Genomic DNA, 23,241 nt, shown 5'->3' with positions numbered 1-23,241 from the left:
AGTTACTACTTATCTTACAAGTTCTTTGACCTCCTGAAACTGCCGTATATTGACAACTCCACTTTGCTCTCGCAAGTCTGTAGCTTGGTTGGCAGGGACTTGTGAGGGCAAATACGCTAAGTTTGTACCTTTGCAATGGTAACACTCGATGAGCCGCGACAACAGACTTTACATACAAAGAGATTGTGTTTTGGAACCTTTGCTACTGTGGGCTGGACAGATAATTCTCACAAGTCGCTGCCACACAGCCTACGCGACAGAGTTGTGAGAGTGGATAGAGTTTCAGCCGCATATTACTGCTGAACAGTTAGCTAAAATTAGGGCAACGGTGCTTGTAATGACCACTGACAGGGATGTGATTAGAGAAGAGCACTCGTTGTTTATTTATCAGCATATTCCCAAGGCACATTTGGCAATGTTGCCGGTAGAGACTCACCACTTAGCAAGGCAAAACCCTGACTTGTTCAATACCATGGTTGAAAAATTTCTTAGTGCTTCCTATCGACCGCATGATTACCGATTTAAGAATTGATTTTGTAAAGATTATTAGGTGCTTAATTAAAGATTTACATTGACTAGTAAGGCGATGTGACCTTTTATCCCTTCGCTAATTTCTTTAAATATTAAGCGATAAAATAACGACGGTTTTCATACACTGCCAAAAAATAGATATTTTGTGGGCAATGGAAAGAGATAACAAGGAACAAAAGTACCTGTTTCGTTCAACCCGATTGGGCTTTAGGGATTGGAGGGAGGAGGATATTCCGAAAATGGTTGCTATAAATGCCGACCCAATAGCAATGGAGTTTTTCCCTTCGCTGGTTGGCGCAAGTGAAACAGCGGACTTTATTGCACGGATGCGATATCAGTTGGAACAAAAAAGGCATTGCTACTTTGCGGTTGATGAACTTGAAACCGGAGCTTTTATTGGTTTTATAGGTCTTAGTGAACAAACCTATAAGGCTGATTTTACCCCCTGTGTTGATATTGGATGGCGGTTGTCGCCGCAATTTTGGAATAGGGGATATGCTACAGAAGGGGCGTTAAGGTGCCTTGAGTATGCGTTTAATGATTTAAACTTGCTAAGCGTTTATGCTACCTGCCCCGTAATTAATGAAAAGTCAGAAAATGTGATGAAGAAAGCCGGTATGCACAGGGTAAAAAACTTTATGCATTCCAGAATGCTGGGTAACGAACGTTTGCAAGAATGTGTACTTTATCATATCCACAATCCTGCAATCAGATAACAGTTAAGCTATGATTGAACAAGTATTATATTCGGTAACAGTTATTTTAGTAAACCTCTCTTTGTACTTGATAGCTTTTACACAGTTTGGTTTTAAAAGTAAAGTGTTGTTAATACTTTCTTTGTTATTTATGTTGATTTCGTTTTCGATAAGGTTTGAAAATGAACTTTTTTTGAAAAGCGAGAATAGTTTTTTGATAATGTTTTCGTGTGGAATTATTGGAATTCGAGTTTTGCGAGCGATAAATCTAAATCCGTCTATGCTAAAACTTGACTCAAAGCTAAGGGAGCGGGGTAATTCTATGTTTTATCTTACTGCATTAATAATGACTGTGATGGTAACCATATTTCAACTGATGATGATTTGGAGTCCGGCTAATTTCCCAACTAAATTTTAGCAATCTCCAAGGGGTATAATACAAAATTGAAAAATGCCCCGCTATCGCAAGTCTATGGCTTGGTTAGCAGCGGTAGGGACTTTTGAAGGCAAATAAGCGTAGTTTGTCACTTCGAAATAGTAATTTGCAGTATGAGTCGTACCTACAAATTTTACAACACAGATGATCTGTATTTTGTAACCTTTGCTACTGTGGACTGGACAGATTTATTCTCACAAGTCGCTGCCACACAGCCTACGCGACAGAGTTGTGTGAGTGGGGGCTGGTCAACAGTCATTATAAATATCAATATAAATTTGAAGCCGATTTCAATAAAATAAAAAAGAATTATCCCATAGAGGATGTAGATAATTTAAGCTATATAATCCATAATAATTAATTAATATAAAACATGAGAGGCACGATAACATTATTCATACTGCTAACATTTCAAGTCTTATCAGCTCAAGATTCGTTGTTTAAAAAAATCATATACAATGATCTTGTGTTGTTAAACAATACATATAATAAGGTGTTTTTTCAAGCACCTCATTCAACCGTAAGTGATAGCATAAATTATAGTAAGTATGTTGATATTATTGAGGTCGATACGGTTTACAGGAACTTTTTTGTAATTAAAGTCAAATTTACAATTTTTTTGATGCCTAACGAGTATTATATGGATATTCTTGACAGCAGTTTCACGTATGTGGTTTATAAAACGAAGAATAGGTTGCTTAAAATTAATGGATTCATGTGTTCTGAGATTCTTGCAACAAGAAATATAGGCTGGGAATACATGAGCAACGAGCATAAGAAAATTTTTTTTACACCCATTAAAAAACGACAGATAATTAGAAGTATACACAAGCATGATGTTGATAAAATAAGAGAACACCTACAAATATCTATTCTGAAACATGTATCAACTTATACTTACAAATTGAATAGTTATCCTTATGTTGTAAACTGGGTTTGGGGTGCTGAGGCTGCGTATTAGGGGTAGTTTGGTCGTGTTCCAAATTATCACCTGCGTATAAAAAAGTTATGGAAGTCCCGAGAAGTCGGGAGCATATTTTTTTACTTTAAGAGAATGAATAAGTTGCAAACTTATTTTACATATTCTCACAAGTCGCTGCCACACAGCCTGCGCGACAGACTTGCGAGAGCGGGGGGAAACTCGACAAATTCAAGTACTAGAGGATAAAGTTGCTGAAATGGAAAAAACTAATGCAGATTTAGAAAATCCAGTAACCAAACCGAAAATGTAGAAGACGAAAAATAAATTTTATATTACAAAAATTAAACTATGAAATTTTTTAAGTGGATAATAGAAAGCATATTTTGGTTAATGATATTTTTCTCCCCTGTTTTAATCTTCACATTAATTTCAATTTTCATATATGCTGAAAATAAGGACTTAATTTGGTTTTGCTTATTACTCATCTCAATTGGAGTTTGTTTGGGTATACTTTATGCTGAAAAAGTCAGAAAGAAATATGGGTGTTCAACTTATATGGGGAGATTACTAAGGACACCGGAACTAGAACATAAAGATGGCGAAGATGAAAAAGGCAGTGGTCAAAAATAGTTGGTGGTTTTTTTAACTGTCTAAATTGGTCGTGTCCCAAATTATCACCTGTGTATAAAAAGTTATGGAGGTTCCGAGAAATCGGGAGCATATTGTTTTACTTTAAAAGAATGAATAAGTTGCAAACTTATTTTACATATTCTCACAAGTCGCTGCCGCACAGCCTGCGCGACAGACTTGCGAGAGCGGGGGGCGTTGAAAGTTTAACTGATCTTGATTTTGATACAAAAGTAATGAATGAAGAAATAAGATTTGTTCCACCAATTACACAAGAATTGAATAACTATAAGAGTATATATAAAAAACCATAGTTGTTATGGAAAAAGAAAATAAATATTGTTGTGAGAGACTATACTATACGGTCTTGATGGCAGGAACAAGGGGATTTGCAATAATACCTTGTTTGAAAGATAATCAGAAGGATATTTATTTTACTTTGCAGTTTAGGACTGTAAGTATTAAAGATAATATTGAGCCAGATTCAAAAATAACAATCGGTGAAATTGTAATAAAACACTGTCCATGGTGTGGAACAAGTTTAGAAGATGTTATAAGTACTTTTGGAGCTGAGTTATTAGTATTAGCAAAGCAAAATCAACATTTAATTAGGCTGTAGTAGGCAGGGTCGTGTCCCAAATTATCACCTTTGTATAAAAAAGTTATGGAAGTCCCGAAAAATTGGGAGCATATTGTTTTACTTTAAGAGAATGAATAAGTTGCAAACTTATTTTACATATTCTCACAAGTCGCTGCCGCACAGCCTGCGCGACAGACTTACGAGAGCGGGGGGCAAAAATAGGTAGTAACAAAATAGGCGTAATTATAATATATGAATAATTATTCGGAAATTAAGATACCTTCTTATTTAGTTGAAGGCAATGTTGAAATGAGCTTGGATTTAGATGAATACCTTAATTGGTTTTTATCGATTAAGCATGGGCGACTACAATTGTTTTACGGATTAGTTTTCAATACAGAAAAAATTGACTTCTCAATTGATAAGCTTAAAGCAATATACTATTTTCTAAAGGATAATATTTCTACGAAACCATTAAGTGAAGTTGAAATAAAACAAAAAAAAGAAAACTTGCCTTTACATGTAAGGAATTTAAATACTAATGTGGATAAAGAGTTCAAATTTGTTGAGCCTACTTTTTCATTGGTTTTTGATTTGAGCATTTATATTGGTGAACTGCTCTTGTCCGAGGTTCCCAATCTAAGCTGGGATATAGAAAGAGATTTTGACTTAGTAAATTATGGAGTTCCTAAAATAATTAAAAATACACAAACCAAAAATGAAGGATTTTCTCCCTATTGGAATTTAATGACGTTGACGGGTCAAATATATAGGAATGAAGCAGATGAAGATATATTAATAAAATATTACAACAAGTGGAAAGATAATCTTCTAGGGAAAAAGATTGATTATCTTGCTATGGTTGATAAATGGAGTAAAGGAAAAAAATAGATAATCGGGTGGGGTCGTATTCAAAATTATCACCTGCGTATAAATAAAAGAGGCACTTTACAAAATCGTAAAATGCCCCTTATAGGTGTATTCAATAAATCTTTATCGCCAGCCGCCGCCTAAGGCGCGGTAAATATTTACCATTGCCTTCATTTGTTGCATTTTGGTTTCTACAAGGTCAAATCTTGAGTCTAAGGCATCGCGTTGGGTCATCAGTACTTCCATGTAATCTGCTCTGGCCGATTTAAAAAGGCTGGTAGAGATGTTGATGGATTGGGTAAGGGCTTGCACCTGCAATGCTTTTAGAGAATAGCTGGTATCAAGGTTGTTGATGTTAGAAAGTTGGTTCACTACCTCGATGTAAGCCTTTAAAATGGTTTGCTCGTAATTGTAAGCAGCTTGAACCTGCCTTGCGTTGGCAGAGCTGTAGCTGGCTTTGATGGCATTTCGGTTAATTAGCGGGGCAACCAAATCTCCGGCCAACGAGTAGGCAAGGGATTGCGGTGTGGTTACTAAATATTGCGGATTAAAGGCATTTAACCCCACACCCGCAGTAAGCCTTACTGAAGGGTAGAAGTTGGCTTTTGCTACTTTAATATCCAGCTTTGCAGCCACCAGTTCAAGTTCAGCTTGTTTAATATCAGGTCGGTTTTGCAACAACTGTGATGGAATTCCGGCTTTAACAATTGTTGGAGTTAATTCGTTAAACGATTGAGAGTTCCTTAACACCGGCTGGGGGAATCGGCCTACCAAAAAATTAATACGGTTTTCGGTTTCCCTTATGGCTTGTAGGATATAAAACTGATGGCTTTGGTTTTTAAATACCTCGGCTTCAAATTTGCGTACTGCCAATTCGGTAACCTTGGCCGCATCTTTTTGCAGTTTCACAATTTCCAAAGCGTCTTGCTGTATCTGAATATTGCTTTGCAATATTGATAATTGGTTATCCAATGCCATTAGCTCATAGTATGAGTTTGCAATTTCAGCCACCAACGAGGTTACCATGAAGTTTCTTCCTTCTACCGACGATAGGTATTTGGTTACCGCTGATTTTTTTGCATTGTGCAGCTTGTTCCAAATATCCAGTTCCCACGAGGCCATTGCAGTTACCATGAAATCGGGCACAGGGTCGGGCATTTCCTTTCCGGGTTCAATTTCGGTGGTTGCTTCCATGGCTCCCAATCTGGTGTATCGGCCTGTTTTCTCTGCACCTGCACCACCGCCAAGTCCAACAAAGGGTAGGTATTCTCCTCGTTTAGCCCGTATTTCATTTTGCAATACCTGAATTTCCTGCAAAGTGATATTCAGTTCTTGGTTGTTCTTTATTGCAGTATCAATGAGGGCGATGAGGTAAGGGTCGGTAAAAAAGTCCTTCCATTTCACCGTTGCTGAGTTAACAGTGTCCTGCTCACTGTTGTATGAGGCAGGCACTGTTTTATTCTCTTTTTTCTGAACTATAGTGGGGATATTACAACTTGCGTATATCAGCGCAATACAGATAATCCCCAAGGGTTTATATATGTTATTTATTGTCATTGCCTTCACTATCGGGTTGCGGAAAATGGTCTAATGAATGGGTTAGGTTTTCGGTGAGCGAATCGTCTTCCTCGTCTTTTATCAGTTTGCGTCCTGAGGCAAGAGAGCCGAAAATGAAATACAAACCGGGCACGATAATTACCCCGAAGATGGTACCGAAAAGCATACCACCCAGTGCTGACGACCCTATGGTACGGTTACCAATAGCACCTGCACCGTGAGCAATCACCAGCGGAATAAGGCCGGCGATAAACGCAAACGAGGTCATAAGGATAGGACGGAAACGTACTTTAGCACCTTCAATGGCAGCTTCGAGCACGGAGGCTCCTTGCCGGTGTTTTTGTACGGCAAACTCAACAATAAGCACCGCGTTTTTACCCAACAAACCAACCAGCATTACCAGCCCTACTTGAGCGTAAATGTCATTGGCCAGTCCTAAACCTTTAATCAGTAAGAATGAACCGAAAACACCCGCAGGTAATGAGAAAACAACGGCCAATGGGATAATAAAGCTCTCGTATTGTGCGGCCAGTACAAAGTACACAAACACCAACACGATAATGAAAATGTAAATGGCTTCGTTTCCGCGTCTTGTTTCATCGTACGACAATGCTGCCCAGTCAATATCATATCCGTGGGGTAGGGTTTGGGCGGCAACTTCTTGTACGGCTTTTATGGCTTCACCGCTACTAAATCCATTGGCAGGCCCCCCTCTAATACCGGCGGTATTGTACATGTTGTATCGGTTAATCTCGTTAGGCCCTTGTGTTTTCTTTATTTTCATAAAGGCTGAAAAGGGCACCATCTCTTCTTTATCGTTCTTCACAAACAGGTTCATTACATCCGTTGGCAGCCTACGGTATTCGGGAGCGGCCTGCACAAACACTTTAAAGAAACGTTGGTATTTGATGAAACCCAACTCGTAGGTACTTCCCACGTAAATAGAGAGCGTATTCATGGCATTGCCAATGGTTACACCCTTTTGCATGGCCAGTTGGTTATCAATTTCAATTTCGTATTGCGGATAATTGGCGATAAAAAAGGTAAATAAGCCTGTAAGCTCTTTACGTTTTTTCAACTCGCTCATAAAATCAGTGGTAACCTTTTCCAACTCTTTGTAGTCGCCTGAGTTGGTTTTGTCCAACAACTGTAAAGCAAATCCGCCCGCAGCACCAAAGCCGGGTACAGCCGGAGGGTCAAAAAATTCAATGGTCGCACCGGGAATGTCTTTGGCTTTTTCCTCCAGTTCTTCAATAATTTCAACCACTGTGTGTTTTCGCTCCGACCAAGGTTTTAGGTTGATAAGACAAGTACCCGCGTTTGAGCCCCGTCCTTCGGTAAGTACTTCATACCCTGCAATGGACGAAACCGATTTTACTCCCTCAACCGATAAGATGTGTTCTTCTAACTTGTTCGATAAGTCGTTGGTTCGTTCAAGGGTTGAGCCCGGAGGGGTTTGTATAATGGCATACAGCATCCCTTGGTCTTCGCTTGGGATAAACCCTGTAGGTAAGCTGTTTGATATAAAGAAGATACCTAATGCAAACAGCGCAAAAAACGCGAAGGTAACTATGCGTCGGTGTGCAATTAAACGCAGCAACCAAACGTATTTGCCTGTAAGTTTTTCAAAGCCGCGGTTAAACCCGTCAAGTGCGCGGTTAAGCCAAGTTTTCTTTTTAGGTTTTCCGTGGGTATTCCTCAAAATCATTGCACACAGCACGGGGGTTACCGTAAGGGCCACAATACCAGAGAGCACGATAGAAGAGGCCATGGTGATTGAAAATTGCCGGTAAAAGGTTCCCACGGGGCCTGTCATAAAGGATACAGGAACAAACACAGATACCATTAGCAGTGTAATGGCGATAACAGCACCGCTAATTTCACCGAGCACTTTTTTTACTGCATTGTAAGGGGAGAGGTGAGGTTCTTCTTCCATTTTGGCATGGACGGCCTCTACCACCACAATAGCATCATCCACCACTATACCAATGGCCAGTACAAGCGCAAACAGGGTAATCATGTTAATGGTTAGCCCAAACAACTGCACAAAGAAGAAAGCTCCTACCAGTGATATAGGAACGGCTAAGGTTGGGATAAGGGTAGAACGCCAATCACCCAAGAAAATAAATACTACCAACGCCACAAGGATAAAAGCATCGCGCAGGGTATGGATTACGTTTTCAATAGAGGCATCCAAGAAGTTAGAAACGTCGTAACTCACCTCGTATTCCATACCCGGAGGAAATGAGCCTTTTAACTCTTCTAACTTGGCTTTTACTTCTTTAATTACCTCGCTGGCGTTACTACCGTATGTTTGCTTTAATACAATCGCAGCCGAGGGGTGGCCGTTCATGTTGGAGTAAATATCGTAGTACTCACTACCTAAGTTAACCGTGGCAATATCTTTTAGCCTTAAAATCTCACCTTCGGGGTTGGCTTTTACAATAACGTTTTCATATTGTTTAGGGTCGTTAAAACGGTCAGAGTAAGCCAATACATACTCAAGGGCTTCGGCTCTGCTACCGTCGCCACGGCCAATCCTACCGGGCTTACCGATAATACTTTGGTCGGCCAGTGCTTCCATTACCTCATCGGGAGAGATGTTGTAAGCACGCATACGGTCGGGATTCAGCCATACACGCATTGCGTACTGGCGGCTACCCAATATTCTTACTTGGCCTATACCGTTTATCCTTTGCAGTTCAGGTACCATGTTTACCCCTGCATAGTTGAACAGGAATTTCATGTTGGCACTGGTATCCTTGCTGTAAAGGTTTACATACATAAGCATACTGGGAATTACAGGAGTAATCACCACGCCTTCGCGCTGCACTAAATCGGGGAGGCGGTTTCTCACCTGCTCCACACGGTTGGATACCTGCACGAGTGCTTGGTTGATATCAGTACCGGGATTGAAAATCACCTGTATGTTGGCTTCACCCGCGCTGGTGGCATCGGAGGCCATGTAGCGCATACCCCAAGCACCGTTGATGGCTTGCTCAAGGGGAATAATAACTGATTCAGTAAGCGATTTTGCACTGGCACCGGGGTAGGATGCACTCACCATTACTACGGGGGGTGCAACTTCGGGAAATTGTGATGTAGGCAGCGTTTCAATGGCCAGCGTACCTAGGAATATAATAACAAGTGATATTACTATAGCTAGTACGGGCCTATGAATAAATTTATTAAACATTTGCTTCTTCTTTTATCATTACACTACTCAACATATACTTTCAAGTGTTGGAACACCTTGTTTGGCTCTTCATACTCGCAGGTAATTTTATCTTTATCCTTTACCTTCCGTATGCCTTCCAGCAGTATTCTTTCGTTTTCTTTTAAACCGCTTTTCACCACATAAATGTCGGGCATTTCAGCACTAACGGTTATTTCGCGTTGCCTCACCACATTGTCTTTATCTACTACAAACACGTAGCGTTTTTCAAGAATTTCGAACGTAGCTTTTTGAGGAATTAATAAGGCATTTCTCATGGGGGCAGTCATTAATATATTGCCCGTTTGTCCATGCCTAAGCAGGGCTTTGGGGTTGGGGAATGTGGCCCTAAATGCAATATTTCCGGTTTCGTTATTAAAATCAGCTTCAATCGTTTCAACCACCCCTGTAAATTCAAACTTTTGTTGGTTAGCCATCAACAGGTTCACTTTAAACAAACTATCTTTTGTCAAATGGCTTTTGTAGTCCAAATATTCGGCCTCGGGCACATTAAAATACACCCACATTTTACTGTTATCAGAAAGAATAGTAAGCAAATCCCCCTCCTCTAAAAGGCTACCCTGCCTCACATGAAATCGGTCCATAATACCGCTAAAGGGAGCACGTATTTCAGTAAATCCTAAATGCACACTTGCCAGCAATAGTTTAGCTTTTGCCTCATCGTACTTGGCTTTTGCCATTGCCAATTCGTTTTTAGATACCACATTACTATCGGCCAATGCCTTGGTATTCAGGTATTCAATTTCAGCAAAGTTGGCTTCGGCTTGCGCCTTTTGCTGTTCAGCTTGGTAAAGAGCGGGCATAATCTGAAACATCATTTGCCCTTCTTTTACAAACTGTCCTTCGTCAACATAAATTTTTTGCAGGTAACCTCTTTCAAGGGCTCTTAATTCAATGTGTTGAATAGCATGGATTTGGCACACGTACTCTCTGGTAGTAAGCGTATCTTTTTTCAATACACTGGTTACAATAAACTTAGTTTCCTCTTCTTTTACTTCGTCTTTTGTTTTGCAGCTTGTATAGCACAACAATGCGCACAAGCCCATAAACATGAGAGTTTTTCTCATAAATTTTATTTTTTAAGATGTTATTTCGTTGGAATGCTTTTTAAGAGGTGTGAAGCATAAACACACGCGTCATCACTCGGTGCGATACACCGACGACGAATAGGTACTCTTATAAATGAACGTAGATAGTGGAGTTAAAGGCTTGAAGTTTGAGCCTTATGGATTAACATCATCATATCCTGAATACACCGAATGCAATATGACGGTGTGTGTGTTCAGATAGATTATTATTGGGATAAGAGACTTGACTTGTGAAGTTGATGTGATAGGGAGAAGTGTTGATAGAGAAAAGAGGAATAAAGTAGTTATTACTGTTTAAATACTTTTTTGCGTGGGTTAGTTTGTCTTCTTCTTCATTTTCAAAAATCGGAGCGATTAAATCGTGATGAAGTCTTTTGGTACCTGGTGTATAAGGTTTTTTTGAAAATGTTGCGCTGTGAAAGGCTTCGTTAAGGTTTACAAACTCGCCTGTTCTGTAATCATTTACCGAAGAATACTGCGCACTGTCTTGGTGTGACGGAATAGCAGGATTACTATTGCCGCACAACAATAGGATAAAAAAAGATATGAGATATTTTGCCAGTACCCTTATCATTTTAGGTATGCAAGATTACATCAATTTACATTGAAATACAAAAAAGATACCAACTTGTTAATGGTTTGTAATACAGCGTGTTGGGTATTGAAAATATTGGCTAGCATTTTGATAATATCTGTTTGTTAATCACTCAAATCATTGTCATTCAAATTTAACAAACGGCTGATACTAAAAGATAGTATAGGGTATAAAAAAAGCTGCCCCTTTTGAGGGCAGCTTTTACTGTCAAAGCAGGATGATGAGTGTATTACTGCTTAATGAAGCGGCTGTTCATAAACGGAGTATTAGTATCATCAGTAGCAAGTATTACGGTATAAATACCGGGAGAAAGCGTTGAAATATCAATGCTTATTTCGCCTGCATTTGTAGTGTATGTAAACGATGTAACTTCAGTGCCGATAGCCGAAACTATCTTAATGCCCTGTACGTTAGCATTTCTTACATTATGTTTCAACGTAATTTGTTGCGAAGCCGGAACAGGATAAACAACCATGCTGTTTGCTTTACGGTCCAACTTATTATCAACGGTTGCAAACTCAGGGTCGGGCATTTTTGCAAACTTATAATCGTGATCGCCGTTAATGGCTTGTACTACCTCTCTGGCAAGAGAACTGTAGCGTACTTCACTATCATCAATTTGTTTAAGCCTTCCCACTTGGCCACCGTCAAGTTTGGCATCTGTAGCCAACATTATTTCGGTGTTCAACACAAACCTTAGGTCAGCATCAATTGAGCTTAATTCTGCTGAGTTTAGATAAGTTGCAGCCAGTGCCGGTTGCGAAATTGTGATGAAATTGTACACAATTAGCGAAGCGGCTAAGTTTTTCTCCATTTCAGAAGCTAATACCGCATCGGCCGTTTGTTTGGCAACCTCACCGCCTTTTAGCATAAAGGCAGTAATACCGCCTATCACTTGGTTTTCACCGTTTTTCAAGGCTTCATTTAGTGTGGCTGTAGTAAACGGTTGTGCCGGAGTACCTACTGTATATCCACCGGCAACCAACGGAGATATCCATTGTTGCAAGTTGTAGTTATCGCAAACGTTGTATTTATCCAGCTGGTTATTAGCATAAGTGTTTTGGATTTGATGTCCGCAGGCTGCTGTAGAGTAGAATTGGTCAGGGTTTGTGGTTGTTGCAACGCCCACAGTAAACAGTACCCCAAAGTTTCCACCCTCAGTAATGCCCGGTGCAGAGAAGATATCAATAGCACCACCTAAAGCACCATCGTTACTCATAAATGTATTTCTACCGGCATTAACAGCACCACCGGGGCCGCCAATGGCACCACCGTAGTTGTTGTTGTGTATACCAAATGTCGAATAATTATACATATAGTTATTGTACAATGCTGGTAATTGTGGAGCAGCGCCTATACCCTTCAAGTCAATGGCTGTGTGCATATTAAATATACAGTTAGCATAAATACTTGAAGTTCCGTCGCCATAATACTCTCTGATACCTATTGGCGCATTGCTGGTGGTAACCATTGAGTTAATGGTATTGCAACCTACAATTGAACCGCGGGTGCTCATTAACCCGATACCCAAATTCATACTATTGGTTATTTCATTAGTAGCAATATGAATATCATCAGTATTTGAGGCCATAATACCCACCGAGTGCCCGTTGATTTTATTGTCTTTAATGTGGGTACGTATAGTGTTTGCACAATAAATAGCACCTGCAAATGAATTATCAGCTAGGCCGTTATCCATTTCATTTTCATAAATAAGCACAGGTTTTAAGCAGTTGGTGTTGCGTATTTGATAAATATCATAGCTGGTTTTTAATTTATTAAGCTTGATAGTATTATCCTCTATGGTTACCACATTGCTGTTATTGGTAATATCAATAGACCTGAACATATCATTGAAATGATTTTCAGAAACGGTGAAGCTTGACGCATCTCCATAGACACCAAAATACCTGTTCAATGTGTTTTGAGGTTCCACATGCCTGAAATCGTTTTGGGCAATTAATCCGGTCATATCGGTGCCATACATTTTGATACCCCAATAATCATTTGGTGTAGCAGGGTAGGGCAATTGCGTTTCATCAATTTCAAATGTGTTACCGCTGATTGATTGCTGCAAGAACGAGTTGGTAAGTTGAGCCCCGATTTGGCATTTGATAAACGAGTTATCCGTTAGCCTAACACCTTGTGGGTTACCAATTACATCAACCCCGATAATTGCATTTTTGATGGTAGTTTGGTTTATCCATCCGGCAGAGCTGCCTACGAAAGAAATACCTTTCCATATATCATCAATTTTGCAAGGACGCAATACCGAGTTATTGGTACGTAAGAAAGCTCCTTGTGTTACCACAATGGTACCGTTTGGCCCGAATATGCAATCAACGTTGGTGATATCAAGTATCGCATTGGGTCCTAAAACAGTTACTACAGAATCGATGTAGTAAGTGCCTTCCCAATACATGTTGCCCGTATAAGTTACAGGAGCAAGTATTTTGTGGAAAGGAACATTGGGTGTTTCGATACAGCAATTGCGACCATAAATGGTGATACTTAAATCAACATAGCAACAAGGGTTTTTGGCAATCCTAACAGTGTATGTGCCAGAGTCGGTAGCATAAAAATTACAACCTGTGCCCACTATTGTAGTGCCTTTATACCATGTATAAGTAAACTGCAAGTAGTTGCACGAGTCTACTTTCAACAATACACTATCGCTACCGCCAACGCAAATGTAGGCAGGTGCAGAAGGAGCAATAATTGAGAAAGTAGGAAGTGCTGTGATATTAATAGTAATTGGTTTAGATACAGCAGGACATGATATCATTGGGTTTACAGGAGTGTAATGCAAGACATAAGTGCCTGATGATGCAAACGTTGTAGCTATAGTGCCCCCCTGAGGTATCATAGGTCCGTAAGGCATTGCACCCAAGAACCATTGGCCGGTCCAGCCCCAAGGCATTGTACCTGTACAGAAATTAACAGGGCCGCAAACATCGTAGCAACCGTGGGGTAACAAATCCATGCCGGGAGGTAATGCAGGCTGAAGGTCTAGTGAAGCCTCGGCCACGCAACCGTTTACATCTTTTACTTTGTATTTGTACAAGCCGGGTTGGTTGGCAACTGTAGTAGAAGCCGTGCTGCCGTTGTTCCATACATGGGTATAAGGAGTTGTACCTCCTGACGGGTTTCCGTTCAGTGTAACCGGAGTACCGCAATACGGGGTCGGATAATTTATAACCGCAGTAGGAGTTGGGTACACCGTATAGTTTTGAGTGGTTGTGGCACTACATCCGTGTAAATTACTTACCGAAAGCGTAACAAGTCCGCTGGTATTCAGGGTAATGTATGGCTGTGTTGATGTAGATGGTCCGGGGGGATAACTCCAGTTGTAAGTGTAACCGATACCTGTAAATGCACGCAACAAACGGGGCGCACACTGGTTGCCCGAGTATTGTATAATGGCTTCAGGTGCGGGTTTGTAACGGAATTTAATAGGTCCTACTTTGGCAACGCAATTGTTTGAATCGGTGACGGTTACGTAGTAGTCGCCCTGTTCTGTTACAGAGGTCGTGTTTATGATGCTGCCGTTTGACCATGTGTAAGTTAGGCCCGGAGGTGCGGTAAGTGTATAACTTGAACCGGGGCAAATAGTAAACTTGGTACCTGATGGGGTTGATATACCATTAACTAATATATCACCCGGAACAAACGGAGGTTCAATGTAAACAGAGGTGGTGTGAGTATTGGTACAGGGCACATTATCAGTAACCTTTAATGATACGGTATACCATCCTGCAGAGAGTATTACTGTTGGATTACGTAAGAATGATGTTACAGTTGTTGGCCCTGTGAATGTCCATTCCCATTTAATAAGCGGTGCAGTATAAGGTATTGATTGGTCAATAAATGTAAGTGGTGAACCATCACATCCGCCACAGCTTACAAAGTCAGCTTTCAGCCCGCCTTTGTCGAAATGGCCGTTCACTGTGCGTGTGCATCCTGAAACATTCATTACAACCGTTACATCGTAATTACCATTGGGTATGGAAGTAATTGAACCAACGGCAAGGGTTGACGAAGTAGTTGTAACACTATAAATTACTGAAGTTGTACCCGTTGGCATTACCGACCAAGTGTAGGTAGGTGTTAAACCACTACCCGGACAAATGCTAAGTCCAGTTGCGGAGACGGAGGTTGCCCCCGTGCAAGGTGAGTTAGCGGCTGTAACACCTAAGTTGTGGAAGACATAGGGGACGGATATTGTAAACGTAAATACTTTTGTACAATTGAATATATCAGTAACGTAGCATAGAACAGTTTTTGAACAAGGAGAGGTATAAAAATGGGTCGGATTAAAACCACTGCCCCAAGTATTGTCCCCAAAATTCCAAAGCACGGCAGAGTAGTTTGTTCCGGTGCTGGTAAACTGCCCTGTACAAGGGTCGTAAGAAATTCCAAAAGTAGCTACTGATGTACATGGGGTATCCGGATCCCAAGGGTCGTAACCACTGGTGTCAATTACGCAGCTATCCATTAAGCTGCCGCTCATAGTGTCATGACAACCGTAAATATCCGTAACTGTTAAAAACCAAGTTCCTGTGCTGGGACCGGGCATTGCTGACAAGGCTACGGCCGGGCAAGGCAAACTTGATGATGAAGTGGTGAATCCGCTGAAACTCCATGAGTAAGAAGCGATGCTTCCTGTACCGGGTGTTACGTTACCGCAAATAGTATTGTATTTGGGGCAGAACATATACGGTGATGAAGTAACTGTGAATGAGGTAATATCAGGAGGGGTAGGCACTACTACAGGTATTGAAATACTGCCTGTATTAGAGCAAACGCCATTGCTGATAGTAACAGAGTAGGTTCCGGGCAACCCTATGTTTGTAGTATTTGTTACTGAACCTGTACTCCACGAATAACTAGCCCAAACAGGAGCTACACGCAGTGTTCTAAAGGGAACCGAACAATCAACATCGCTCGCGGTAATAATAACTACGGGCTTGCCATTAACTGTTACAGCCTGTGAATTGCTGGTGCCGCACACTTTGTTTTTAACCGTAATACTGCTGGTTACAGTACTATTCCACTGTACAGTTATTGATAGGTTGGTACCCGTATAAGTGTGCGAAAGCACGCTACCGCCTATTACTTCCCATTCATAATAGTTACTGTCAATATTACTTGCATTATAAGTAACAATATCGCCCTCACATTGGTGAGCAATGGTACTAAAAGTAGGAATGGCAATAGGTATTGCCACAACGGTATCATATACAGTACTATCGCATCCTGGCAGTGCACCTAAGTTATAAGTAACTGCAAGCACGTAGGTAGTAGGCACTGTGATTGATGCAGGGAATGAAACATCCGAAGAGTATAAACCGGGTGTTACAATAGGTCCGCCCCCAACAGTCATTACAGCTGAAACCGTTGGCGATTCAAATCCGTGGTAATACGTTTCGGTAGTACCGGCGCACACAAGCTTAGGCCCTGAAATGGCCTCACCTACAGCTTTTGCCCATACTTTCACATCCCAAGTGTTGTTGTTTTTATCGTTGCAATATTGGGTAGGGGTGTTGTTACCGGCGGTTATCTTGCCTGTACCAACTTCATCCCATACTATAGTAACTGAGGTAGGTGAAGAAGCTACAATATGTCCGCCTTTAACACTCCATGCAACAGGCGGGGTAGGTATACCTGCGGGGAAGAAAAGGTTATAGGTTACCATCTGCCCGATACAGGCATCTCCGGGTGGTATCATTGTATATTCAGGAAGTCGGGTTACCGTTTTTGTGCCTTTTCCGTGGCAGCAACCTAATCCAAAATCAACTTCAACTTCAATGTTTAATACTGTGCCATAAAACATTGGGTTAAATGTAAGTACGTTGGTAGCGGCAGGTTGTATAATGCCGTTTACTTTCCAGATATAGCAAGCACCTGAATAGTTAGTTGTAGAAACATCTAACGAGCTTGAACTGAAACAAATATAGTCGGGACCAAAAACAGGTATTGTTGAACTAACAATAGGAACTTCAACACTCACAGTATTTGTACAAGTGTATCCGCCGCCTAAAACTTTTACCTCAACTTTACCTACCGGGCCGGTTCCCCACGTTACGCATACTTCATTACCAACAGCAGTATGTGAAACGTCGCCCGTAACCGTCCAAATGTATGTAGCACCTGTAATATGCGTTGTAGTATAGCATTGCCTGCTGCCTTCGCAAACAGTACCGGGGCATTCAATAACAGGTCTTGAACCTGAGTTAATTTTAAACGTTTTACTAACCTTATACTCGCAACCTTCTTTGGTAGTAATAGTTACAGTAGCAGTGTAAGTACCTGCAAAATCATATTCATGGGTAGTAAAGGCATCAGTGGTGGTTTGGGTATAGCCGTCGCCAAATTCCCAAAAGAAGTGGTCAACATCACTTAAAGGAGTAGTGCCTGAAGCATCAAAATCAACAGGGGTATACATACAAGCGCCTGTTATTGCTAGCATAGGCACAATACCGGGGTTTATAGTCACCTCACAATCTCTTACTGTTTGGCAACCGTATATTTTGTGGGTAATGGTTAGCTTTATTTTACCAATACCGCTAGATCCCCAAACCACACAACATTTGGTAGAATCAGGACTGATAGAAACAATAGTTCCATTGGTAATACTCCAGTTCCAAGTAAAGTCGCCGGCAATACCAAACAAAGGGTCAACACTGCCTTGATAGCATGAATAACTACCCGCACAAACCGAACAAGGCTCTTTACCGCCTGGCTCAAACTCGTTATGCGGAGGGTTTACAACCACCGAATTAGGGTTTTTAATAGTATCTCGTTTGGGTTCTTCGCAACAAGGCAAATTCACCATCGGAGGAGGGATTACTTTTACCTTATACCTAAAAACTTTGGTACAGCCTTGAGCTGTGGTTATTGTGTAATCGATGTAATTAATACCGTAAGAAGTCCATGTAATAGTTGCCGATGAGGCAGTGTTAGGCCCCAGTATTCCCCCGATAGGGTTCCAGCTGTATGACGCTGCCGGAATTGTACTGGTAGCGGTGTAAGATTTTACATCGCCTTGGCAGCTAACTGAGTCGCCTCCAAATGTAACCACCGGAACAGCTCCCACCGTAATAGTGGTGGTATAGGTTCCCCCTGTTGCTGTCAGGGTTACCGTATACGTACCCGGAGTGGTGTAAGTGTGTATGGGATTACAATCCGGACTTGTCCCTCCATCGCCGAAAGTCCACGAGTAGGAAGGGCCTGAGAGTTGACTGTAAAACTGCACAATTACCGGTGCGCAACCACCGTTGGTAGTGTAAGTGAAACCCACCGCGGGCGGCGATTCCATTAAAGTGTAAGATTCAACCCCGAGCCTCTCGGAGTATCCTGAGTTTCCCCGCAGCGGTTGCAGGGTAAACAGCAGGAAGAGCATAAGCCAGCTAAAAATAGAAAATTTGTGTTTCATGTCAAGAATTATAGGTTAGACATTATATATCTCAACAAATTTATCCTGAGTCTATCGGCTAGAAATACGCATATTGTATGATTTTTTAAAAGAAAGTGCGGGTTTTTGTAATACTAAAGTCGTAGTTAGAGGATTGCATTTGGAAATGAATAATGCCTGATAAAAGCGAAACTTTTTTCTTTAACTTCAATAAATACGCGCTATAGCAACGGGAATTCTCAATTTGTGATTAAGGGTAATTAGAACGAATGAACTATAGTGTTTGTTTTTTTTTAAATTTGGACAAAAAAATTACAATAGGGGAGGTGTGTATGTTTTTTGCAGATTGTTGGTGTTCTTTTAGTGATTAATGGTGCAGATAAATCACTGGTTTCGGTACTGTAGTGTGGTAGCTGAAAATGTGGATAAATGTAATCCAGCATTACTTTTTAGCACTTTAGTTCACTCCAAGAGCAAAAAATCTAAATGTAATTTCGTGTTACTCGACTGTTATTTTTCGTAAAATTTTTTACTATTTATTTAAAGCATTGTATTTAGTTTGTACCTTCGTTTGCGCTTGTAGTTAATAATTAAGCCTTTAGAACACGCGGTGATAAAACAAACCTTCCAGACACGGAAAGAGGAAACGAGCCTAAAAAAACTGTACTTAATTGTGGTGGTTATGCTAATAGCCTCCATGACAAGTGTTTATGGGCAATGTGATACTACCGTTCCTGCTTTTGTGGCTGATTTAAGGGGCAACCCTGATAGCGTGTGGATAAGTCCTAGCGTTTCAAGAAAGGATAACTGTTGTGGTACGAGCAACCCTGACCGTTGTATCAAGTTCACCGTCTATTTAGATTCTTTATCTCAAGGTATCCGTTTCGATTTTCATTCGGGCGCGGTTCCTTCAGGTTCGTTGTTTTATCAAATAGGGTGCGGTCCTTCATACGCCGTTGGAGCTGATATATGTTTGAATGGGGTAGGACCTCACGTTCTTACTTTTTGTAAGCCGGGTAATAATCAAAACGAGTATAGTATAACAGCAATACCGGCACCGCAAATTTCACCAGGTATCACCGTTTCAATGGCCTGTGTAGGTAGAATTAGTGTTAGTGGATTGGTGGAGGATAGTATTACCTGGGAGTCGGTTCCTTACAATGCTACCTATAATAGTTTTTTAAATTGCACAAGCGGTTGCGATAGTGTAACTGTTACACCGTCAGGAACTTTCCCGTCTTCAATTAATTATAGGGCGTGTGGTCCCATATTAGGAGGTTGTGCCGGCACTTCGTTTTGTGACACGGTTACTGTATATTTTGTTACCGATTTAGCTGTACAGATATTACCTCAAAACCCAACTATTTGTTTTGGGGATACCGCAACTACCATCACTGCCCACGGTACGGGGGGGCTAAGACCCTATAAATTTTACTGGAGCCATATAGGAGGTAGTGGCTTAGGCGATAGTGTTCAATATGTAGACACGGGAACCTATATCGTTTCTTTGCTCGACTCGTTAGGATGCTCCTTCGCAAGAGATACCGTAGTTGTTACAGGCTATTCGAGTAGTATTTTGGCCCATGCCGGTATTGATACTTTTGTTTGCCGAAGTGACGGGGTGCTGCAACTGAATGGTTCAGTACAACAAGCTACCGGAGGTATTTGGTCGGGAACGGGAACATTTTCTCCCGCCGCCACCACCTTAAATGCAAACTATACGCTTAGCGCAGCAGATTTATTATTAGGCCAAGCCACGTTAAGTTTGATTACTACGGGTAATGGTACTTGCCCTGCGGATACAGATATTGTAGTGATAACTGTTGAAGAAAATCCGTTAGGTAATTTTACCGGCCCTGATACTGTTTGTCAGTTTGAAACTCACTCTTATTTAACTGGTGCGTCATTAACCGATTCATTCACTTGGAGTGTTACCGGAGGTAGTATCGTTGGGTCGAATTCGCAGAATGCTGTTTTTGTTAAATGGGATACAATAGGCATAGGAACTATTACCCTTTATCGTCGTTCAAACCAAACGTATTGTGATACGACTGTAATAGACACGGTTTGGGTGTTCGAGACTCCAAAACCATCCATAGCAGGACCTGATTCAGCCTGTGAGTTTGAATCAGTAGTATATTCTTTACCATTTAGCGCCGGACAAACATATTCATGGTCGGTTTCAGGCGGCGCTATTACAAGCGGCCAATCAACTAACTCGGTAAATGTTTTTTGGAACAGTTACGGCACGGGTATTATTACTGTTTCAGTTACCAATCCAAATGGTTGCGATAGTACCGTGAGTGATAGTATTCTTATTGTTCAAAAACCAACACCTTCTATCAGCGGTTTTGATTCATCATGTAGTAATAAAATATATACTTATGCTGTAACCAACATTGCCGGAAATAGTTACAACTGGTCAATCTCAAACGGAACTTTAATTACCGGACAAGGTACTAATTCAGTAACCGTATTTTGGGATACTGTTGGAACGGGAGTAATAACATTAACCCAGACTTCAGCTTTTGGCTGCGATAGCACAGTAGCCGATACGGTAGTTATATTATATACCCCCGCACCTGTAATCACGGGGCCTGATACAGCGTGCCATAATAGTATTATGAGGTACAGCGTACCTGCTGTTGATAACGATACTTATTTATGGTCTGTTAGTAATGGAACAATCGTTGCAGGGCAAGGCACCCGTCGTATAGATGTTCTTTGGGGTACTGTAGGAACGGGCGTTGTAACGCTCACCCAAACATCCCTTTTAGGTTGCGACAGCACGGTGAGCGATAGTATAGTTATTATTTATACCCCTGCACCTGTAATTACAGGACCTGATACGGCTTGCCATAATAATATCTATACTTTTAGTGTACCCAGTGTAGTAGGTGATACTTATACATGGTCAGCAAGTAATGGAAGCATTATTAGCGGACAAGGCACTAATAGCATTACCGTTGCCTTTGATACGGTGGGTACCGGAACGGTTACTATCCTCCAAATGTCACCGACTGGTTGTGATAGTACAATAAGTGCAACCGCAGTAGTGCTTTATACTCCTGCACCTATTATCAGTGGTCCCGATACCGCGTGTCATAATAAGATTTATACTTTTAGTGTACCTAGTGTAGTTGGCGATACTTATTCATGGTCAGCAAGTAATGGCAGTATTATTAGCGGACAAGGCACTAATAGCATTACCGTTGCATTCGATACGGTGGGTACCGGAACTGTAACTTTAACTCAAACATCCCCCGCCGGCTGTGATAGTACTATAAGTACAACCGCAGTAGTACTTTATACCCCTGCACCTATTATCAGTGGTACCGATACCGCGTGTCATAATAATATCTATACTTTTAGTGTACCCAGTGTAGTTGGAGATACTTATACATGGTCAGCAAGTAATGGCAGTATTATTAGCGGACAAGGCACTAATAGCATTACCGTTGCCTTTGATACGGTGGGTACCGGAACGGTTACTATCCTCCAAATGTCACCGGCCGGCTGTGATAGTACTATAAGTACAACCGCAGTAGTACTTTATACTCCTGCGCCTATTATCAGTGGTCCCGATACGGCGTGTCATAATAAGATTTATACGTTCAATGTACCTAATGTAGTTGGCGATACTTATTCATGGTCAGCAAGTAATGGCAGTATTATTACCGGACAAGGCACTAATAGCATTACCATTGCATTCGATACGGTGGGTACCGGAACGGTTACTTTAACTCAAACATCCCCTGCCGGTTGTGATAGTACTATAAGTGCAACCACAGTAGTACTTTACACCCCTGCACCTGTAATCACAGGACCTGATACCGCTTGTCACAATAATATCTATACTTTTAGTGTACCCAGTGTAGTTGGTGACACTTATACATGGTCAGCAAGTAATGGCAGTATTATTAGCGGACAAGGCACTAATAGCATTACCGTAGCATTCGATACGGTGGGTACCGGAACAGTAACTTTAACTCAAACATCCCCCGCCGGTTGCGATAGTACTGTAAATAGCACCATTACTATTTTATACACCCCTGCACCTGTGATAACAGGCACCGACACAGCTTGTCACAATAAGATATATACCTACACGACAGCCAACATCGGAGGGGATACTTACAACTGGTCCGTAACGAACGGAACGATCATAGCGGGTCAGGGCACTAACAGCATCGATGTGATGTTAGACACCGTTGGCAATAGTGTAGTAACGGTTACCCAGACGAGCCCCTTGGGTTGTGACAGCACAGTAAGAGATACAATAACCGTTATCTATACTCCGGTTCCGATTATCTTGGGCGACGACACGACTTGTCATAACAACATTTACACGTATACGACAGCCAACATCATCGGCGACACCTATAGTTGGAACACCGCCAACGGAACCATCATCTCAGGACAGGGAACTAACAGTGTAGATGTGTTGTGGGGTACAGCAGGAACGGGAACAATCACCCTTACCCAGACCTCATCACTGGGCTGTGACAGCACTGTAAATAGCACCATTACGATATTATACACCCCTGCACCTGTGATAACAGGCACCGACACGGCTTGTCACAATAAGATATACACCTATACGACTGCCAACATCGGCGGGGATACTTACAACTGGTCCGTAACGAACGGAACGATCATAGCGGGTCAGGGCACTAACAGCATCGATGTGA

At 41.4% G+C, this 23,241-nt stretch carries 12 protein-coding genes; 7 read left to right on the top strand and 5 right to left on the bottom strand.

The features are described from left to right. Positions 1 to 337 precede the first annotated feature (337 nt). From F9K23_08435 to F9K23_08410, 6 genes are all read left to right on the top strand, one after another. Positions 338 to 532 carry a hypothetical protein gene (locus F9K23_08435; protein ID KAB2916127.1) on the top strand — a complete coding sequence of 65 codons (195 nt, stop codon included), beginning with the start codon at positions 338 to 340 and terminating at the stop codon, positions 530 to 532. Positions 533 to 683: 151 nt separating this feature from the next. Then, the gene (locus F9K23_08430) at positions 684 to 1,247 is read left to right on the top strand and encodes a GNAT family N-acetyltransferase (GenBank protein ID KAB2916126.1); all 564 of its coding nucleotides are present in this window, start codon (positions 684 to 686) and stop codon (positions 1,245 to 1,247) included. A gap of 1,685 nt (positions 1,248 to 2,932) precedes the next feature. After that, positions 2,933 to 3,214 (top strand): hypothetical protein, encoded by a 282-nt coding sequence (locus F9K23_08425; GenBank protein ID KAB2916125.1) that lies wholly within the window; start codon positions 2,933 to 2,935, stop codon positions 3,212 to 3,214. 110 nt (positions 3,215 to 3,324) lie between these two features. After that, positions 3,325 to 3,525, top strand: coding sequence for a hypothetical protein (locus F9K23_08420; GenBank protein KAB2916124.1), 201 nt, complete (start codon positions 3,325 to 3,327; stop codon positions 3,523 to 3,525). Positions 3,526 to 3,530: 5 nt separating this feature from the next. After that, positions 3,531 to 3,830 (top strand): hypothetical protein, encoded by a 300-nt coding sequence (locus F9K23_08415; GenBank protein KAB2916123.1) that lies wholly within the window; start codon positions 3,531 to 3,533, stop codon positions 3,828 to 3,830. A 213-nt stretch (positions 3,831 to 4,043) separates the two neighbouring features. Further along, positions 4,044 to 4,682 (top strand): hypothetical protein, encoded by a 639-nt coding sequence (locus F9K23_08410; protein ID KAB2916122.1) that lies wholly within the window; start codon positions 4,044 to 4,046, stop codon positions 4,680 to 4,682. Positions 4,683 to 4,784: 102 nt separating this feature from the next. Here F9K23_08410 and F9K23_08405 read toward each other — a convergent pair whose 3' ends face one another. The 5 genes from F9K23_08405 to F9K23_08385 form a co-directional block, all read right to left on the bottom strand. Then, a complete protein-coding gene (locus tag F9K23_08405) occupies positions 4,785 to 6,218 on the bottom strand; it encodes a TolC family protein (GenBank protein ID KAB2916121.1) in 1,434 nt (477 codons plus the stop codon). Then, complete coding sequence (locus F9K23_08400) at positions 6,205 to 9,414, bottom strand: efflux RND transporter permease subunit (protein KAB2916120.1); 3,210 nt, start codon at positions 9,412 to 9,414, stop codon at positions 6,205 to 6,207. Before F9K23_08400 ends, F9K23_08405 begins: the two co-directional genes overlap by 14 nt. A gap of 23 nt (positions 9,415 to 9,437) precedes the next feature. Beyond that, the gene (locus F9K23_08395) at positions 9,438 to 10,520 is read right to left on the bottom strand and encodes an efflux RND transporter periplasmic adaptor subunit (protein KAB2916119.1); all 1,083 of its coding nucleotides are present in this window, start codon (positions 10,518 to 10,520) and stop codon (positions 9,438 to 9,440) included. A gap of 172 nt (positions 10,521 to 10,692) precedes the next feature. Then, the gene (locus tag F9K23_08390; protein ID KAB2916118.1) at positions 10,693 to 11,115 is read right to left on the bottom strand and encodes a hypothetical protein; all 423 of its coding nucleotides are present in this window, start codon (positions 11,113 to 11,115) and stop codon (positions 10,693 to 10,695) included. Positions 11,116 to 11,365: 250 nt separating this feature from the next. Then, complete coding sequence (locus F9K23_08385; GenBank protein KAB2916117.1) at positions 11,366 to 18,571, bottom strand: PKD domain-containing protein; 7,206 nt, start codon at positions 18,569 to 18,571, stop codon at positions 11,366 to 11,368. 676 nt (positions 18,572 to 19,247) lie between these two features. Here F9K23_08385 and F9K23_08380 point away from each other — a divergent pair. Further along, positions 19,248 to 23,241: hypothetical protein (locus F9K23_08380; GenBank protein KAB2916116.1), on the top strand; the 3,994-nt coding region annotated here is incomplete at its 3' end.

The sequence above is a fragment of the Bacteroidota bacterium genome, assembly GCA_008933805.1.
In the GTDB taxonomy this organism is placed as follows: domain Bacteria; phylum Bacteroidota; class Bacteroidia; order UBA8524; family UBA8524; genus SB11.
The sequence above is the reverse complement of the archived record's forward strand: the minus strand, read 5'-3'. Positions and strand labels throughout refer to the sequence as shown.

Excerpts from the sequence above, each read along its gene's own strand:
- F9K23_08435 (KAB2916127.1), top strand. The coding sequence starts at position 338 with ATGACCACTGACAGGGATGTGATTAGAGAAGAGCACTCGTTGTTTATT.
- F9K23_08430 (KAB2916126.1), top strand. The coding sequence starts at position 684 with ATGGAAAGAGATAACAAGGAACAAAAGTACCTGTTTCGTTCAACCCGA.
- F9K23_08425 (KAB2916125.1), top strand. The coding sequence starts at position 2,933 with ATGAAATTTTTTAAGTGGATAATAGAAAGCATATTTTGGTTAATGATA.
- F9K23_08420 (KAB2916124.1), top strand. The coding sequence starts at position 3,325 with ATGAATAAGTTGCAAACTTATTTTACATATTCTCACAAGTCGCTGCCG.
- F9K23_08415 (KAB2916123.1), top strand. The coding sequence starts at position 3,531 with ATGGAAAAAGAAAATAAATATTGTTGTGAGAGACTATACTATACGGTC.
- F9K23_08410 (KAB2916122.1), top strand. The coding sequence starts at position 4,044 with ATGAATAATTATTCGGAAATTAAGATACCTTCTTATTTAGTTGAAGGC.
- F9K23_08405 (KAB2916121.1), bottom strand. The coding sequence starts at position 6,218 with ATGACAATAAATAACATATATAAACCCTTGGGGATTATCTGTATTGCG.
- F9K23_08400 (KAB2916120.1), bottom strand. The coding sequence starts at position 9,414 with ATGTTTAATAAATTTATTCATAGGCCCGTACTAGCTATAGTAATATCA.
- F9K23_08395 (KAB2916119.1), bottom strand. The coding sequence starts at position 10,520 with ATGAGAAAAACTCTCATGTTTATGGGCTTGTGCGCATTGTTGTGCTAT.
- F9K23_08390 (KAB2916118.1), bottom strand. The coding sequence starts at position 11,115 with ATGATAAGGGTACTGGCAAAATATCTCATATCTTTTTTTATCCTATTG.
- F9K23_08385 (KAB2916117.1), bottom strand. The coding sequence starts at position 18,571 with ATGAAACACAAATTTTCTATTTTTAGCTGGCTTATGCTCTTCCTGCTG.